This window comes from Mesorhizobium sp. Root554 (assembly GCF_001427025.1).
Lineage (GTDB): Bacteria > Pseudomonadota > Alphaproteobacteria > Rhizobiales > Rhizobiaceae > Mesorhizobium.
In genome coordinates, this window is record NZ_LMGA01000001.1 from 3,540,519 (window position 1) to 3,556,677 (window position 16,159).

General features: G+C 61.8%; 14 protein-coding genes. 10 read left to right on the top strand and 4 right to left on the bottom strand.

Annotated elements, in window-relative coordinates; genetic code table 11:
* Window positions 1-12 precede the first annotated feature (12 nt).
* The 4 genes from ASD44_RS17075 to ASD44_RS17090 all read left to right on the top strand — a co-directional run bounded on the left by ASD44_RS17075 (window position 13) and on the right by ASD44_RS17090 (window position 4,557).
* Entirely contained in the window at window positions 13-2,232 is a 2,220-nt protein-coding gene (locus ASD44_RS17075; protein WP_056114665.1) for a 3-hydroxyacyl-CoA dehydrogenase NAD-binding domain-containing protein, read from the top strand.
* Between the two features lie 120 nt (window positions 2,233-2,352).
* Complete coding sequence (locus ASD44_RS17080) at window positions 2,353-2,898, top strand: thioesterase family protein (RefSeq protein WP_056114669.1); 546 nt, start codon at window positions 2,353-2,355, stop codon at window positions 2,896-2,898.
* A 90-nt stretch (window positions 2,899-2,988) separates the two neighbouring features.
* Window positions 2,989-3,642, top strand: a complete 654-nt coding sequence (locus ASD44_RS17085; protein ID WP_056114672.1) for a helix-turn-helix transcriptional regulator — start codon at window positions 2,989-2,991, stop codon at window positions 3,640-3,642.
* A gap of 6 nt (window positions 3,643-3,648) precedes the next feature.
* Window positions 3,649-4,557 (top strand): thermonuclease family protein, encoded by a 909-nt coding sequence (locus tag ASD44_RS17090; RefSeq protein WP_056114676.1) that lies wholly within the window; start codon window positions 3,649-3,651, stop codon window positions 4,555-4,557.
* Here the strand turns inward: ASD44_RS17090 and ASD44_RS17095 are convergent.
* Window positions 4,520-6,169: a lysine--tRNA ligase gene (locus ASD44_RS17095; RefSeq protein ID WP_056114679.1), complete on the bottom strand. Its 1,650-nt coding sequence runs from the start codon at window positions 6,167-6,169 to the stop codon at window positions 4,520-4,522. The two genes, ASD44_RS17090 and ASD44_RS17095, sit on opposite strands and share 38 nt — an antisense overlap.
* Before the next feature lie 145 nt (window positions 6,170-6,314).
* Here ASD44_RS17095 and ASD44_RS17100 point away from each other — a divergent pair, with 145 nt between their 5' ends.
* A complete protein-coding gene (locus tag ASD44_RS17100) occupies window positions 6,315-6,728 on the top strand; it encodes a tellurite resistance TerB family protein (protein WP_056114682.1) in 414 nt (137 codons plus the stop codon).
* Window positions 6,729-6,749: 21 nt separating this feature from the next.
* Here the strand turns inward: ASD44_RS17100 and ASD44_RS17105 are convergent, their stop codons facing one another.
* Complete coding sequence (locus ASD44_RS17105; RefSeq protein ID WP_056114685.1) at window positions 6,750-7,586, bottom strand: transporter substrate-binding domain-containing protein; 837 nt, start codon at window positions 7,584-7,586, stop codon at window positions 6,750-6,752.
* 256 nt (window positions 7,587-7,842) lie between these two features.
* On the opposite strand from ASD44_RS17105, the gene ASD44_RS17110 reads away from it, so the two are divergent.
* Window positions 7,843-9,756: a glycosyltransferase family 2 protein gene (locus ASD44_RS17110; protein WP_244478795.1), complete on the top strand. Its 1,914-nt coding sequence runs from the start codon at window positions 7,843-7,845 to the stop codon at window positions 9,754-9,756.
* Here the strand turns inward: ASD44_RS17110 and ppk2 are convergent.
* Window positions 9,753-10,655 carry a polyphosphate kinase 2 gene (gene ppk2, locus ASD44_RS17115; protein ID WP_056114688.1) on the bottom strand — a complete coding sequence of 301 codons (903 nt, stop codon included), beginning with the start codon at window positions 10,653-10,655 and terminating at the stop codon, window positions 9,753-9,755. The two genes, ASD44_RS17110 and ppk2, sit on opposite strands and share 4 nt — an antisense overlap.
* Window positions 10,656-10,745: 90 nt before the next feature.
* On the opposite strand from ppk2, the gene ASD44_RS17120 reads away from it, so the two are divergent.
* From ASD44_RS17120 to ASD44_RS17130, 3 genes are all read left to right on the top strand, one after another.
* Window positions 10,746-12,023, top strand: a complete 1,278-nt coding sequence (locus tag ASD44_RS17120) for an ATP-binding protein (RefSeq protein WP_056116447.1) — start codon at window positions 10,746-10,748, stop codon at window positions 12,021-12,023.
* Window positions 12,024-12,142: 119 nt separating this feature from the next.
* Window positions 12,143-12,868, top strand: a complete 726-nt coding sequence (gene phoU / locus ASD44_RS17125) for a phosphate signaling complex protein PhoU (protein WP_056114691.1) — start codon at window positions 12,143-12,145, stop codon at window positions 12,866-12,868.
* 78 nt (window positions 12,869-12,946) lie between these two features.
* Complete coding sequence (locus tag ASD44_RS17130; RefSeq protein WP_056114694.1) at window positions 12,947-13,954, top strand: magnesium and cobalt transport protein CorA; 1,008 nt, start codon at window positions 12,947-12,949, stop codon at window positions 13,952-13,954.
* Window positions 13,955-14,079: 125 nt separating this feature from the next.
* Here the strand turns inward: ASD44_RS17130 and ASD44_RS17135 are convergent, their stop codons facing one another.
* Window positions 14,080-14,598: a GcrA family cell cycle regulator gene (locus tag ASD44_RS17135; protein ID WP_056114696.1), complete on the bottom strand. Its 519-nt coding sequence runs from the start codon at window positions 14,596-14,598 to the stop codon at window positions 14,080-14,082.
* A 352-nt stretch (window positions 14,599-14,950) separates the two neighbouring features.
* Here ASD44_RS17135 and ASD44_RS17140 point away from each other — a divergent pair, with 352 nt between their 5' ends.
* On the top strand, window positions 14,951-16,147 hold the full coding sequence (locus ASD44_RS17140; protein ID WP_056114698.1) for an aspartate aminotransferase family protein: 1,197 nt from the start codon (window positions 14,951-14,953) through the stop codon (window positions 16,145-16,147).
* The last annotated feature ends 12 nt before the right edge of the window (window positions 16,148-16,159 follow it).

Below are 16,159 nucleotides of genomic sequence, written 5' to 3' on the forward strand. Positions count from 1 at the left end.
GGGAGATAGAACATGGCTTACAACAACTTCACGGTCGAAACCGACGCCGACGGCATCGCTCTCGTCACTTGGGACATGCCGGACAAGTCGATGAACGTCTTCACCGAAGAGGTGATGATCGAGCTGAACAACATCGTCGATCAGGTGGTGGTGGATGCTTCCATCAAGGGCGTGGTGATCACCTCCGGCAAGGACACCTTCTCGGGCGGCGCAGACATCACCATGCTGCAGAAGATGCTCAACACCTTCGCGCGCGAAAAGACGAAGGATGAGCAGAAGGCGGCGCAGAAGCTGTTCGAGGCTGCCGGCTACATGAGCGGCCTGTTTCGCAAGATAGAGACCTGCGGCAAGCCGTGGGTGTCGGCCATCAATGGCACCTGCATGGGGGGTGCGTTCGAGATGTCGCTTGCCTGTCACGGCCGGGTGGCGACTGATTCCGACAAGGTGAAGATGGCGCTTCCCGAAGTGAAGATCGGCATCTTTCCGGGTGCCGGTGGCACGCAGCGCGTGCCGAGGCTGACCGACCAGCAGCAGGCGCTGCAGATGATGACTACCGGCCAGATGCTGACGCCGCAGAAGGCGAAGGCGATGGGCCTTGTCGCCGAGATCGCCGAGCCGAAGAAGCTGATCGAGACGGCCAAGGCGCTGATCAAGAATGGTCTCAGCCCGGTCGCGCCATGGGACCAGAAGGGCTTCAGGCTGCCGGGCGGACCGATCTATTCGGCTGCCGGCGCGAACCTCTGGCCGCCGGCCATCGCCATCCTGCGCCGTGAGACCTTCGGCAATTATCCGGCCGCCGCGGCGATCCTGAAATGCGTTTATGAGGGCCTGCTGGTGCCGTTCGACACGGCGTTGCGGATCGAGCAGCGCTATTTCACCGAGATCATGCAGACAAAGGAAGCGGCGGCGATGATCCGCTCGCTGTTCATTTCCCTGCAGGAACTGAACAAGGGCGCCCGCCGCCCCGAAGGCGTGCCGGCAACGAAGTTCAGGAAGATCGGCGTGTTGGGCGCCGGCTTCATGGGCGCCGGCATCGCCTATGTCACCGCCAGGGCCGGCATCCCGGTCGTCCTGCTCGACCGCGACCTGGCGTCCGCCGAAAAGGGCAAGGCGCATTCCGAAGGTCTGATCGCCGATCAGGTCAAGAAGGGCCGCGCCAAGCCGGAGGACAAGGACAGGCTTCTCTCCCTCATCACGCCGACCGCCGACTATGCCGACCTGACCGGCTGCGATCTGGTCATCGAGGCGGTGTTCGAGGATTCCGAGATCAAGAAGAAGGCGACCGAGCAGGCCGAAGCCGTGCTGAAATCCTCGGCGGTGTTCGCTTCGAACACCTCGACTATTCCTATCACCGGCCTGGCGAAGAATTCGGCGCGGCCGAAGAACTTCATCGGCATCCATTTCTTCTCGCCGGTCGACAAGATGATGCTGGTCGAGATCATCCTCGGCAAGAAGACCGGTGACAAGGCGCTGGCTGTCGCCATTGACTATGTCCGCGCCATCAAGAAGACGCCGATCGTCGTCAACGACACGCGCGGCTTCTATGTCAACCGCTGCGTGCTGCGCTACATGTCGGAATCCTACAAGATGCTGATCGAAGGCGTGCCGGCGACGATGATCGAGAACGCCGCCAAGGCTGCGGGAATGCCGGTCGGACCGCTGGCGCTAACCGACGAAACCGCCATCGATCTGGCCCAGAAGATCATGAAGCAGACCATCCGCGACCTTGGCGAGAAGGCTGTCGATCCGAAGCAGATGGCGCTGATCAACACGCTGGTCGATACCCATGGCCGCAACGGCCGCAAGAACGCCAAGGGCTTCTATGATTATCCGCCAAAGCCCGCCAAGAAGAAGCTGTGGCCGGGCCTGAAGGACCTCTATCCGCAGAAGAAGGCGGAAGATATCGACTACGAGGAACTGCAGCAGCGCCTTCTGGTCGTCATCGCCCTTGAGGCGGCGCGCGTCATGGAAGAAGGCATCGTAACCGATCCGCGCGAAGCCGATGTCGGTTCGATCTTGGCTTTCGGCTTCGCACCCTATACGGGCGGCGCGCTGTCTTACATCGATGGCATCGGCGTCAAGGAATTCGTCCGTATCGCCAAGGGCCTGCAGAAGAAATACGGGGCCGAGTTCAAGGCGCCGAAGCTTCTGCTCGACATGGCCGAAAAGGGCGAGACCTTCTACGAACGCTTCAACCCCTATGCCAAGGCGGACGTGAAGAAGGCGGCGTAGATCAGCTTTTCTCTCCCGGTTAACGGGAGAGAATGTTGACAGGCAGACAAGGGATACCACCCATCGTCCGATCCTTCGGATCACCTTCTCCATCCCGGGAGAAGGAAACAGGAGCATTGTATGTACGTTTGGGCGCGTCTGGCTCGGGTAGCGGCGACGTCGAAGGGGCGCGGCGAATACCGCTTCGGCGATGAGAGCCGGCTTTCTTTCCGCTGCCTGCCAATCGACATCGACTTCAATATGCATCTTAACAATGCGCGCTACATGATGCTGGCAGATCTCGGCCGCATGGATATTTTCTTTCGCGCCGGGGTCGTGCGCGCCGCACGTGAACATGGCTGGTCGCCCATGCTGGGCGGCGTCCAGGCGACCTTCGTGCGTGAGATCAAGCTATGGCGGCGCTTCGACATCGTGTCTTCTCTGGAAACCTGGGAAGGCACGCAGATCGTCGGCCGCCACCGCTTTGTCCTCGACACTGGCGAAACCGCGGCGATGGTCATGACCACGGCCGGCGTTTATCAGCGAAAAGCTCGCCGCTTTCTGGAAATTGACGAGGTGGTGACGGCGCTCGGACAACAGGTCACGCCGCGTCCGCCAACCGAAGCGGAGCGCATCTTCATGGCTTCCCACAACGGGTTGCGGGCGCTGGCGAAGACTGCCGGCTGATATTCCGCAGACGATGGCCTGCGTGGTGGACAAGCCCCGTTCTCCGCGCTAGAACCGAAAGGTATTTTTTCCTTTTCCAGGGATCGCGCGATGCTTTCGCATGACCGCGTATGGGCCGCCATCGACGCCTTGGCCGAACGCTACTCGCTGTCGGCATCGGGGCTTGCCAAGCGCGCCGGGCTCGATTCGACCGCCTTCAACAAGTCGAAGCGCCTGTCTGCCGACGGCCGCCCACGCTGGCCGTCCACAGAGTCGCTGGCCAAGATCATGGAAGCGACGGGAGCCTCGCTGGAGGAGTTTTTGGCACTGGTGGAAAACCGCATCCAGGCCGGCAATTCGCCGAGGCAGGTCCCTCGAAAATCCGCCGTGCCGCTGGTGGGTTTCGCCCAGGCAGGGGCCGGTGGCTTCTTCGACGATGCCGGCTTTCCGGTCGGGCAGGGCTGGGACCTGGTGGAATTGCCGGCGGAATCGACTGAAACGTCCTATGCGTTGAAGGTCCAGGGCGACTCCATGCTTCCCCTTTATCGCCACGGCGACGTGCTGATCGTCGAGCCCGGCGCGACGGTGCGCAAGGGGGACCGCGTCGTCGTCAAGACCGGCGGCGGCGAGGTGATGGCCAAGGTTCTGGAGCGCCAGACCGCGCGGGCGATCTCGCTGGTGTCGCTGAACCCCGAGCATCCCAACAGGGATCTGCCGATGCGCGATGTCGAATGGGTTGCGCGGATCGTCTGGGCGAGTCAGTAAGACAGTATGAAAGCAGCTCACGGTGCCGTGGCCGGCCTCATCCTGGTCGGCTTGAGTGTGGCCATTCTGGCCGGCAAGCAGGTTGTTGTCGCCGCCCAGGATGTTCCCGTCCTTATCGATGCACCCGAAGACCTTCCGGCGGATATCCCCATGGACGAAGCGGATGCGGCCGGTAGCAATTCGACAGCGGCCGTCGTTGCGTCGTCGCCGGTTCCGATGGCTGCTCCTCAACGTACTTTGGATCCCGAATTGCCCGCCGAGACCGGCCATCGAGAGGGCGCGTTCGAGCGGATCGCGCCGCGTGCGCCGCTTAGCGAACTGGCCCTCGCCGCTCCGCCAAATCCGCCCAAGCAGACGAAACCGGAAGACTGGAAGGGCACCGCGCTGTTCCAGCCCGTCGCCAAGGCGGCCGGACTGATCGACGCCAAGGGCTATTCGGTTGCCGTCTCGGGTATCGACATGGTCGGCCTCGATGAAACCTGCACCGATGCCGGCAAGGAATGGGCCTGCGGCCAGCGGGCGCGCACGGCATTCCGTGGTTTCCTGCGCGGCCGTGCCGTTGTCTGCACGGTGCCGCCGGAAAATGGCCGCGATATCATCGCCGCCGAATGCCGCATCGGCAAACAGGATGTCGGCCAGTGGCTGGTCGAAAACGGTTGGGCGAGAGCCGCCGCAGGTGGCCCTTATATCGAAGCGGGAAAGAAGGCGGAGGCCGACCGGAAAGGCATTTTCGGGCCGCCGCCTGAGCGCATCAGGATGATGCTGTCGCCCGGCGCCAGCAGCCTTCCGGCGCCACCCTCTGTGTCAACGCAAGCCGCTTCGCCGGAAGAAGTCGTTCCGGCTCTGCCCGACATCGCTCCACCGTCCGAACTTTCGGCTACGCCGCAAGTTTTCCCGCCAGCGCCTCGGCGATAAGCGCGCGCGTTTCTTCGATCCCGTAGAGTGCGGCGAAGGAACCGAAGCGCGGGCCGCGCTCCTGCCCGATCAGCACCTGGTAGATCATCTGGAAGAAGGCGACGGATACACCGGGACCGCCTTCCGGCGCCTGCTTGGAGTGGTCCTGGTAGCGCTCGATCTTACGCGCGACGTTGAGGGCGGCATTCTGGATCACCGCGCCATCCGTACCGGCTGGCAAGGCACCAAGGGCGTCGGATAGTTTCGCCAGTGCATCCCGTTCCACCTCGTCGGCCTCGCGGAAAGCCTTGGTCGGCTTCACGAAGTCGTCGAAATAGCGGATGGCGAAGCTGGTCAGCCGGTCCAGTTCCGGATGCGAGGCGGGCGTCACCCCGGGCGCATGGCGCGAAATGAAGCCCCACAGCACGTCCTTGTTCTGCGCGTTGGAGGCGCTGACCAGGTTGAGCAGCAGCGCGAACGGCACCGGCAGGTCGATCGCCGGCGGATGGCCGTCATGCATGTGCCAGACAGGGTTGCCGAGACGCTCCTTCCAGTCCTGCCGGGGATAGGCGGACAGGAACGAGTAATATTCATCGACCGCCTTCGGAATGACGTCGAAATAAAGCTTCTTCGCCTGCCGTGGCCGCTGGAACATGTAGAGGCCGAGGCTCTCGGTCGGCGCGTAGGCGAGCCACTCGTCAATGGTCAGCCCGTTGCCCTTCGACTTGGAAATCTTCTGGCCGTTCTCGTCGAGGAACAGTTCGTAGACGAAATGCTCCGGCGCGCGTCCGCCAAGGATCACGCAGATGCGGTCGTAGATCGTCTGGTTGGTCTGGTGATCCTTGCCGAACATCTCGAAGTCGACGCCGAGCGCTGCCCAGCGCATGCCGAAATCTGGCTTCCACTGCAGCTTCACCTTGCCGCCGGTCACCGGCAGCGTGGTCTCGGTGCCATCGTCGTCGAACGTAATCGTACCGGCCTTGGCATCGACATGCTTCATCGGCACGTAAAGCACCCGTCCGCTCTTTGGCGAGATCGGCAGGAAGGGGCTGTAGGTCGCCTGGCGTTCCTCACCCAGTGTCGGCAGCATCACCTTCATGATGTCGTCGTACTTTTCCGCCGCGCGCAGGAGCACCGCGTCGAAACGGCCGGCCTTGTAATATTCGGTCGCGCTGGCGAATTCGTAGTCGAAGCCGAACGTATCGAGGAAGCGGCGCAGCATCGCGTTGTTGTGATGCCCGAAGCTCTCGTAGTTCCCGCCAAACGGGTTCGGCACGGCCGTGAGCGGCATGTGCAGATAAGGTTCAAGCGCGGCGCGGTCCGGCACGTTGTCCGGGATTTTGCGCATCCCGTCCATGTCGTCGGAGAAGCAGAGAAGCTTGGTCTTGACCTTGTCCTGCGTCAGCACGCGGAAGGCGTGCCGCACCATGGTGGTGCGCGCCACTTCGCCGAACGTGCCGATATGCGGCAGGCCGGACGGGCCGTAGCCGGTCTCGAACAACACGGTCTCCGGGAAGTTTCCGTCCTTGTAGCGGGCGATGATTTTCTTGGCTTCCTCGAACGGCCACGCCTTGCTTTCGCCAGCGGCGGCCAGGAGTTGAGGATTGAGGTCGATGCTGTTTGACCCTGCCATGTCGTTAGTCCCGTGATTTTCGCACGCCTCGTGCGGCTGGCGCATGGTCTAAGCATCGGGGCAGGAGGCGTCAACGATAGCGGACGTTTTTCCTTGCGGCTGCCGGTCCGCGTTCCTACGTGCTTGCCTAACACAGGAGACCTTCATGCCCTCGCTTAGCGCCCTCGACGCCATGATCCATCTGATGGTGATTGCCTCCGCATCGGACAAGGATATGTCCGATGTCGAACTGGCGCGCATCGGCCACGTGATCGACACCTGGCCGGTCTTCGAGGACTTCAAGCACGACCGCCTCATCTCCGTCGCGCAGGATTGCCAGCAGGCACTGCATGGCGAGGAGGGGTTGGAAGGCGTATTGTCGCTGGCCGCCGCGGCCTTGCCGGAGCGGCTGCATGACACCGCCTATGCCGCCGCCTTCGAGGTCGCCGCCGTCGATCTCGAGATGCGGCTGGAGGAGGTGCGGGTGCTGCAGCTCATCCGGCGCGAACTGGATATCGATACGCTGACCGTGGCTGCCATCGCCCGCGGCGCCAAAGCCAGGCTGCGCACACTGACCTGATCGGATCCGCCATATGCTGGATCAGTAGAAGCCGATCGGGAAATAGCGCAGGTAGAGCTCGGCGAAAGTGCCATCTACCGTGATTTCCTGCAGCGCATAGTTAAACGCGGCCAGCAGGACATCGTCCTGCTTTCTGGTGGCGATGGCCATTCCGGCGCCGACATAGTCGGGCGCAAGATAAGGTCCGCCAGCAAAGCGGCAGCAATCGTCGGATTCGGGCGAAGCCAGCCAGAAGGAAAGGCGCAAACCATCGCCGAAGGCGGCGTCGATATTGCCGGCCTTCAGTCCGTCATACAGTTTCTCCGGCGACGGATACGGGATAACTTTCACCGCATCGAAATAGTCCCTCAACATGCGTTCGTGCGCCGATGCGCCTAGGACGCCGACCCGCTTGCCCTGGAGCTTTTCCCAGATGGGCTCGGCGACGGCAGTCGCTTTCGGCATGATGAATCGGGCGGGAAATTGCAGGTAGGGGCGGGTAAAGGCATAGTCTTCGCGGGAAGCGGCCGTGACTGCCGTGCCGGCGACGATGGCCTCGCCTTCGCCGGCCCGCAGCGCTCCATCCAGTTCCTTCCACGGCAAAGCCTGGATCTGGCATTTTTCGGCAACGTCGAGTTCCGCGCAAATGGCGCGCGCCAGATCGATATGAAACCCCGACAGCCGACCCTGATCGTCAAAGAAATTGAAGGGCGGGAAATCCGTGGTGGTGAGGAAGCGAAGCCGGGGAAGGGCAGACAGATCTGGCTTGGGCAACCGTTCCTTGGTGTCCCACAGGACGGGGATCTGCGGCCCTGCCGCAATGGTCTGCGCGCAGGCCAGGGAAGGCGCTGCAAGCGCCAAAAACGCAGTCAGGATCAAGACTCGACCACGCAAGATGAACTCCATTGCAAATGCCGCGCTTTTTGTACAAAAATGATACAAGTAAAATTTTAACAACAAAACTATCGAGGTCGTTGAAGCTTAAAGTGTGACCTTCTGCGTGACGGGCAAACGCCGAAGGGGGTCGGGGGGCAGTATGGGGCTGTTCGAGTTTAGCCACCGCATAGGCGCGTCGCGTGTTGGGCGCAATGCAAGTCTGATCAGGCGCGCGACGAAGCCGAATTACGGTTTCCGCTTGGCGGAAACCTTTTTTCCCGAGATGATCGAATGGCGGGCGGTCCTGGATCGCCTCTCCGTGCCTTTGCGCACCCGGGTCGACATCGCCGCGCGGGCCCGCAGGGAGGGTCGCAGCTTCCAGACCGGATTGACGGCCTATGGCGTGATCGAGGCGACCGAACTCGTCGAGAGCATGGGGGATGAACTGGGCCTCGGTGTCGCTGCCGATATCGATCCGGCGCAGCTGATCGTGAGAGCCAAGGATTGCCTGGGTCTTTTGCGCCGGCCGAGTGCCGGGGTTCCGGTGCGGCTGATAGAGGAGCGGGAGGGACGGGTCGCCTTTTTGGTGCCCGCCCAGACCGTCAGTCCGGCGGCGCTGCGCGACCATATCGGCCGCTTGCCGGTGTTGGCCAGCCGCCTGAAGCTGACCGATGCCGGCAAGCTTCGTGCCGCATTGCTGAAGCGGGCGCGACCTGCCCTGATGAAGATTGCGACATCGGGCCTCTCCGAACGCTTTCCCAAAATGTCGGCGAGCGTCGTGCTTGATGGCTGGCAGGGATATGTGATCGGCACACTTGCGACTTTGCTGCCTGTCGCATTGCTGCTCGCCTTCGGGCCGACCATCACCTTCCTGCACGGTCTGGCGACTTTCTTCTTTCTCGCCTGCGTCGTTCTTCGGCTCGCCGTCGTACTTGTGCCGCGGACGAAGACAGAGGCAGAACCACCGAAGGCGCCTTCAGCAGACGAAGCGCCGATGTTTGCCGTGCTGGTCGCGCTCTACAAGGAAGCGGAAATCATCCCGAACCTGATTGCATCGCTCGACCGTCTTGTCTGGCCGCGCGACAGGCTGCAGATCAAACTGGTCTGCGAGGTGGACGACAGGCAGACACTGGCCGCTATCCGCGCCAATCCGCTGCCACCGCATTTTGAAATCGTCGAAGTTCCGTCTGGAGGTCCGCGAACCAAGCCGAAGGCTCTGTCCTATGCCTTGCCGATGAGCGGTGGGGATTTCATCGTGCTCTACGACGCGGAAGACCAGCCCGATCCCATGCAACTGGTCGAGGCCTGGCGTAAATTCGAGGCCGAGGGGCCGGATCTTGCCGTCGTGCAGGCGCCGCTCGAGATTTCCAACCGCGGCGAAAGCATCATCGCCCGCATGTTCGCTTTCGAATATGCCGGCCTGTTCCGTGGGCTGCTGCCATGGCTTGCTGGCGGGCGCATGGTCCTGCCGCTGGGTGGAACTTCCAATCATTTCAGGCGCCAGGCGCTGGAAGAGGTTGGAGCCTGGGACCCCTATAACGTCACTGAAGACGCGGACATAGCCATGCGCTTTGCGCGTTTCGGTTACCGCGCCGACGTGATCAGACGACCGACCTATGAAGCCGCCCCGACCCGCTTCGCGGTGTGGCTGCCGCAACGCACCCGCTGGTTCAAGGGTTGGTTGCAGACATGGCTGGTCCATATGCGCGACCCGATGCAGTTGATGCGGCAACTTGGACCGGGTTCCTTCATGGTCGCCCAGATCCTGTTTGCCGGCATGCTTGCTTCGGTTCTCCTGCATCCGCTGCTTTTCGGCACGTTCCTTTACCTCGCGGTGGAGATCGGCATGGGCCACTATCCGGGACCGTTCAAGATGGCCCTGCTTGCCGTCGACGTCGTCAACATCGCCTGCGGCTACCTGTCTTTTCTGCTGCTCGGCTGGCGCTCGCTTCGCAAGGGCGAGAGACATGATTTATGGAAGGTCTTTCTGTTCACGCCCGTCTATTGGCTGATGATGTCGGCAGCCGGCTGGCGCGCGGTCTGGCAATTGTGGCGAAAGCCGCATCACTGGGAAAAGACGCCGCACGACAACAAGGGTCGCGTGCCAGAACCGAACCGACCACAGGTGCCGACCCAGACCGCCTCTCCGGTCGCCGGTGCTTTCCGGTCCTAGTCTTTCAGGAAGACAGGGCCCTCGCCGATGATCTTCTTGTCCTCCTTGCCGATCACGTCGAGATCGCGCCCGTCATAGGGCAGTGACAAAAGCAGCCTTCGAATGACGGCGATGCGCGCCCGCCGCTTGTCGTTGGCGCGCACGATTGTCCATGGCGATTCCTTGCTGTGGGTCCTGCGCACCATTTCGTTGCGCGCCTTCGTGTAGTCGTCCCACTTCTCGATCCCCGCAATGTCGATGGGTGAGAACTTCCAGCTCTTCAGCTTGCTGTGACGCCGATCGTGGAACCGCTCCAACTGGGTTTCCTGGCCGATATCGAGCCAGAACTTGAAGAAATGGATGCCGTCATTGACGATCATCCGCTCGAAATGCGGCGTCTCGTCCAGGAATTTCTGGTGCTGCTCGGGCGTGCAGAAGCCCATGACCGGCTCCACGCCGGCCCGGTTGTACCAGGAGCGATCGAAGCTGACGAATTCGCCGGCAGTAGGGAAGCGTGACACATAGCGCTGGAAGTACCATTGCCCGAGTTCCGTTTCAGTCGGCTTTGCAAGCGCCACGTTGCGCGCCGTTCTGGGGTTCATGTACTCGTGGACCGCAAAGATCGTGCCGCCTTTGCCGGCAGCGTCACGGCCTTCGAAGAGGGCAAGCACGCGGGCGCCGGTCGCCTGCATCCAGGTCTGCGCCTTGACCAGTTCGATCTGCAGCGCCTCGAGTGTCTCCTCATATTCCCCCCTTTTCAGTTTCTTGTCGTAGGGGTAGCCGCCAGCGGTCAGCTTGTTGTCTTCGATCCAGTCGGGCAATTCAGGGTCGTCCATGTCGAATTCCCGCGTCTTGCCGTCGATCCTGATCTTGATCGGAGGCAAATCCGAGGATGGCGAATTTTCATTGGCCTTTTTCATGAACACGTACCCTTTTCAGTGCGATGGTTCATGCTATGGGGATGCTCGCTGGCGGTCCAGCGGGAAGTTCGTGGCGCCGGGATGGAGCGCATGGGTGACACCAACAGAGCGGACAGAACGGGCGACGGCCTGCTTCAGCTAGCGGTGCGCCGCCTCTGGGGCAGCCGATGGCTGCTGTCTGGCGGCGTAGCGGGCGTTGTAGTCGCGTCCTCCGTCGCCGGCAGTGCGCTTTATATCGCCCCCGCCATCGTCGTTGTGCTTCTCGCCATCGCCGCTTTTGCGCCCACCAGCGAACGGTCGCTTCCCCTGCCTGGCGCCGGTCCAGCCGAAGCCATGAGCCTGCGCGACCTCTCCGGGGAATATCTAGCCGCCGCCGTGGCCGACCCGCTCATCATCTTCGACCGTTATGGCAGCGTCATCCACGCCAATGCCGCCGCCATGGCCGCCTTTGGCAACCTCGCGCCCGGTCTGTCGCTGCCGCTGAAATTCCGCGCGCCGGAAATGCAGGTACTGATTGAAGCGGTGCTTTCGGGCACTGCCGCCGTCGAAACCGCTGAGTACATCGAGAAACTGCCGGTGGAACGCGCTTATAGGGTCAGCGCGTCTCCCGTTGGCCATGGCACGGAACTGTACGTGCTGGTCTTCAAGGACCAGAGCGAAACCCGCCGCATCGACCGCATGCGCGCCGACTTCATCGCCAACGCCAGCCACGAGTTGCGTACGCCGCTCGCCTCCATCGCCGGCTTTATCGAGACCCTGCGCGGCCCGGCCCGCAAGGACCCCGCCGCGCAGGAGCAGTTCCTGCAGATCATGCAGAACCAGACCGGTCGCATGGCGCGGCTGATCGACGATCTCCTGTCGCTGTCGCGGCTGGAAATGCGGCCCTATCTTGCGCCCGGCAGCCGCGTCGACATCCGGCAGGTCGTCGGCAGCGTCATCGATTCCCTCGGACCGCTGGCGAAGGAAAACGGCATCGTCGTCGAGAAGAATTTCATCGAGGGACCGCTCGAGGTCGCGGGGGACCGGGACGAGCTCTTTCAGGTTTTCGAGAATTTGATGGAAAACGCCTGCAAATACGGCCAATCCGGCGGCCGTGTCGTTGTTTCGATCGACCGCGGCGCGTCAGGTCCGGAACCGAGTGTCGACGTCACCATCCGCGACTTTGGACCCGGTATCGCCGAAGAACACATACCGCGCATCACCGAACGCTTCTATCGCGTCGATGTCGATGCCAGCCGTTCGCAGAAGGGGACAGGTCTTGGCCTGTCGATCGTCAAGCACATCCTGACGCGCCACAGTGCCCGGCTGTCGATCAAATCAGAACTCGGGCAGGGCGCCGCTTTCACCGTCCATTTGCCAGCAAAGTAGATTTGCGGGCCGACAGGCGCTATCTATGGCCGGAAGCCTTCTTCATTCTGTCATGTGCCCGGCGTATCAGCGACAGTTGAAGACACGAATCAACAGCCGCCCTGGAAGAGCTTTCCGCCATGCAGTCAGTGCATATCGTCAGCGCCTATGACGAGGAACTCAAGTACCTGACCAAGCGCATTGCCGCGATGGGCGGCCATGCCGAGCGCATGGTCGAACAGGCGATATCGGCGTTGGTCAACGCTGATCCGGACCTTGCCCAGAAGGTGATAAAGGACGATGTCGTTCTCGATGAAGGACAGCGCGAGATCGACGAAAAGGCGATCGTCATCATCGCCCGGCGCCAGCCCATGGCAACGGATCTGCGCGAGATCATCGGCGCCATCCGCATTTCGGCCGATCTGGAGCGGATTGGCGATCTCGGCAAGAACGTTGCCAAGCGGGTGGTTGCCGTCACGCAGGAACGGCAGTCGAACAGCCTTTTCCGCGGCATCGAAGCGCTGGCGAACCTTGCGCTCCAGCAGTTGAAGGACGTTCTTGACGTCTATGCTTCGCGCAACATCGACAGCATCGGCTTCGTGCGCGATCGCGACGAGCAGATCGACGCCATGTACACGTCATTGTTTCGCGAATTGCTCACCTACATGATGGAAGATCCGCGCAACATCACCCCCTGCACGCATCTGCTGTTTTGCGCCAAGAACATCGAGCGCATCGGCGATCATGCCACCAACATCGCGGAAACGATCTATCACATCGTCACCGGCGACCAGATGCCGGCCGAGCGGCCCAAGGAAGACAAGACCGACCGTGTCGTCCTGCCGGTGCATCAGCCTGCCAAATAGTCGCCAACACCTCGTATTTGCGCTAGGCTTGTACAGGTCCTAGCACCGTACCCAAGGCAATGCCGCGAGGGAGGCGTGATGGAATATGTCCGTGAATTCGTTCCCGCATCTTCGGCCGATGCCATCGTGGCATGCAGCGTCTATACGGCCGGCAAGCGCATAGCCGACATTCCGATCGAAGAAGCGGGCGAATGGTCGCGCAAGAAGGACCATGTCGTCTGGATCGGTCTTCTGGAACCGAACCGCGAGCTTCTTCTGCGGGTAAAGGCCCAGTTCAACCTGCATGAACTCGCCATCGAGGATGCGGAGCATCCGCATCAGCGGCCGAAGCTCGAGCAATATGGCGAGGCGCTGTTCATCGTTGCCCGCACGGCGCAATTGGTCGATGGCAGGGTCACTTTCGGCGAAACGCATCTTTTCGTCGGCAAGGGCTACATCGTCAGCGTTCGCCATGGTCCCTCGACCTCGTACACCACGGTGCGCCAGCATTGGGAAAGCTGCCCTCACGCGCTCGCCAAGGGGGAGGACTTCGTCCTCTACGCCATCCTCGATTTCATCGTCGACAATTACATGCCCGTGCTCGAACAGATCGAGGACGAGGTGGAGCACATCGAAGACAAGGTGCTGGTCAGGCCGATGGTCGCTGGCGACATCGAACGGCTTTACATGCTGCGGCGCGACCTGTTGCGGCTCCGCAATGCCGCGCTGCCGCTGGTGGAGGTTTGCCGCCGGCTGACAAGCGCCGACCTGTCACAGATACAACCAGGAATGCACCCGCTGTTCCGGGACGTCACCGACCATATCCGCACGGTCCAGGAAAAGATCGACAGCCTGCGCGAGGTGCTGGCCTTCGCTTTCGAGACGAGCCTTCTCGTTGGCCAGAGCCAGGAGACGGCGATCACCAAGAAGCTCGCCTCATGGGCGGCCATACTGGCTGTGCCGACCGCATTTGCCGGCATCTACGGCATGAATTTCAACGACATGCCGGAATTGCGGATGAGCTACGGCTATCCGACCGTTCTGACGGCCATCGGCACGATATGCGTCGTTCTCTATTGGCGCTTCCGCAAGAACGGCTGGCTGTGAGGACGGCAGTAGGCAGTAGGCTATTGCTCTTGCGCTCTGCCCGGCTCTGGCAGAGCAATGTCGATTGTCGATTGTCGATTGTCGATTGTCGATTGTCGATTGTCGATTGTCGATTGCCGATTGCCTTACCGGCTGCGCCGGCGCTCCGATGCGGGCTGGAAAGCCACGCGCGAATGATAAGTGCAATACGGGCCACTATCGGCTGAATCGTTGCCACAGAAATGGAACTCTTCGCTCAACGGGTCGCCATTCGGCCATTTGCAGGTGCGTTCGGTCAGTTCGACGAGGTGCAGCCGCCGCGAGATCGGCACGACGACGTTTTCTACAGGGCGGATGTAGTGGCGCGCCACCGGCTCAGCGTCGAACTGCGCCTGCAGCGCAGTGGCGCCGATCGAGGTGGTGACGTGCCGTGTCGCCGAGGCAGCCCGCGTGACCGACTTGGTGATCGTCGATCCTTGCGATGCCTTCTTCTGGCGAGCCGGCGCCGCGGTTGCGCGGCCACGGCTGGAGAGCTTCAGGCGGTGTACCTTACCGATGACGGCATTGCGGCTGACGCCTCCAAGCTGGGCGGCGATCTGGCTTGCGCTCAGACCCTCCGACCAGAGTTTTCTCAAAAGTTCGACGCGCTCGTCGGTCCAGTTCATGAGACGGCACTCCTTTGAATCCACACGGCGCTGGAATCGATTCACGACCCGGCTCACACCGGGCGGACACCACATCTACAGGGTGATTAGATCCGCCGCACGAAATCTAGTTATTTCTTCTTCACAACTACTCTATGCGCTGACTCGGTGACAAGAGTCATGAGGGCAACACGATTCGGTTTTTTCGGTTTTCCCCAACTTGCCGACCTGTTGGCGAACAGGTTCTCCAGAAGGGGTGGACGGCCGGCTTAAAAGACGTTTTCGTTGACTTCGTGACTGAAAAACAGGATAAGCCGCAAAAGGCCGCCGAACGGGCGGCTTTTTGATTTTTCCGGTTCCGGAGACGCATATAATGAGCGGTTCGGCGCTTTACGAGACCTTTGCCCGCATCCCCCTGTCCTTCGACCATGGCGAGGGCGCCTGGCTGGTGACGGACAAGGGCGAGCGATATCTCGATTTCGCCGCCGGCATCGCCGTGAATTCCCTGGGTCACGGCCACCCGCATCTCGTCGCCGCCCTGACCGAGCAGGCTCAGAAGCTCTGGCACGTTTCCAATCTCTATGAGATCCCCGGCCAGCGCCGGTTGGCCGAGCGGCTCGTCGAAGAAACGTTCGCGGACAAGGTGTTTTTCACCAATTCGGGTGCGGAAGCGCTCGAATGCGCCATCAAGACGGCGCGCCGCTATCATTTCGTCAACGGCCGGCCGGAACGGTTCCGGGTTCTCACCTTCGAAGGCGCCTTCCATGGTCGCACGTTGGCGACGATCGCCGCCGGGGGCCAGTACAAATACATGGAGGGCTTCGGGCCCAAGGTGGAAGGCTTCGACCAGGTCGCGCTCGGAGACATCGAAGCGGTGGAAAAGGCCATAACGCCGGAAACCGCGGCCATCCTGATCGAGCCGATACAGGGGGAGGGCGGTATACGCCAGGTGCCGGCCCAGACGCTCAAGCGGCTGCGCCAGATTTGCGACCAGCAGGGCCTCGTGCTGATCTTCGACGAAGTTCAATGTGGCATCGGCCGCACCGGGAAGCTGTTCGCCTATGAATGGAGCGGCGTGAACCCGGACGTGATGGCCATAGCCAAGGGCATTGGCGGCGGCTTCCCGCTTGGCGCCTGCCTTGCCACCGACGCCGCGGCCGCGGGCATGACCGCCGGCGTCCACGGCACGACCTTCGGTGGCAATCCGCTGGCCATGGCTGTCGGCAACGCCGTGCTCGACGTCGTTCTGGAAGACGGTTTCCTCGACGAGGTGAGCCGCAAGGCGCTGCTTTTGAAACAGGGTCTTGGCGCCGTCGCGGACGAGTTTCCTGACGTCGTCGAAGACATACGCGGCGTCGGCCTGATGCTCGGCCTCAAATGTTCGATGCCGAACGTCAAAGTCAACACCGCGTTTCGTGACCAGCATCTGCTGACCGTCACGGCGGGCGACAACGTCATTCGCCTGCTTCCGCCCCTCAACGTCAGCGATGCCGAGATTCACGAGGCGCTGGCGCGTATCCATAAAGCTGCCAAGGCCTTGTCCGAGACAATTGCTGCGGCCGCGAAGTAAGCGAACGAGCCG

What these genes read in the sequence shown, in the direction of transcription:
- ASD44_RS17090 (WP_056114676.1), top strand. Translation starts at nt 3,649, where the DNA reads ATGAAAGCAGCTCACGGTGCCGTGGCCGGCCTCATCCTGGTCGGCTTG.
- ASD44_RS17140 (WP_056114698.1), top strand. Translation starts at nt 14,951, where the DNA reads ATGAGCGGTTCGGCGCTTTACGAGACCTTTGCCCGCATCCCCCTGTCC.
- ASD44_RS17100 (WP_056114682.1), top strand. Translation starts at nt 6,315, where the DNA reads ATGCCCTCGCTTAGCGCCCTCGACGCCATGATCCATCTGATGGTGATT.
- ASD44_RS17135 (WP_056114696.1), bottom strand. Translation starts at nt 14,598, where the DNA reads ATGAACTGGACCGACGAGCGCGTCGAACTTTTGAGAAAACTCTGGTCG.
- phoU (WP_056114691.1), top strand. Translation starts at nt 12,143, where the DNA reads ATGCAGTCAGTGCATATCGTCAGCGCCTATGACGAGGAACTCAAGTAC.
- ASD44_RS17075 (WP_056114665.1), top strand. Translation starts at nt 13, where the DNA reads ATGGCTTACAACAACTTCACGGTCGAAACCGACGCCGACGGCATCGCT.
- ASD44_RS17095 (WP_056114679.1), bottom strand. Translation starts at nt 6,169, where the DNA reads ATGGCAGGGTCAAACAGCATCGACCTCAATCCTCAACTCCTGGCCGCC.
- ASD44_RS17120 (WP_056116447.1), top strand. Translation starts at nt 10,746, where the DNA reads ATGGGTGACACCAACAGAGCGGACAGAACGGGCGACGGCCTGCTTCAG.
- ASD44_RS17080 (WP_056114669.1), top strand. Translation starts at nt 2,353, where the DNA reads ATGTACGTTTGGGCGCGTCTGGCTCGGGTAGCGGCGACGTCGAAGGGG.
- ASD44_RS17130 (WP_056114694.1), top strand. Translation starts at nt 12,947, where the DNA reads ATGGAATATGTCCGTGAATTCGTTCCCGCATCTTCGGCCGATGCCATC.
- ASD44_RS17085 (WP_056114672.1), top strand. Translation starts at nt 2,989, where the DNA reads ATGCTTTCGCATGACCGCGTATGGGCCGCCATCGACGCCTTGGCCGAA.
- ppk2 (WP_056114688.1), bottom strand. Translation starts at nt 10,655, where the DNA reads ATGAAAAAGGCCAATGAAAATTCGCCATCCTCGGATTTGCCTCCGATC.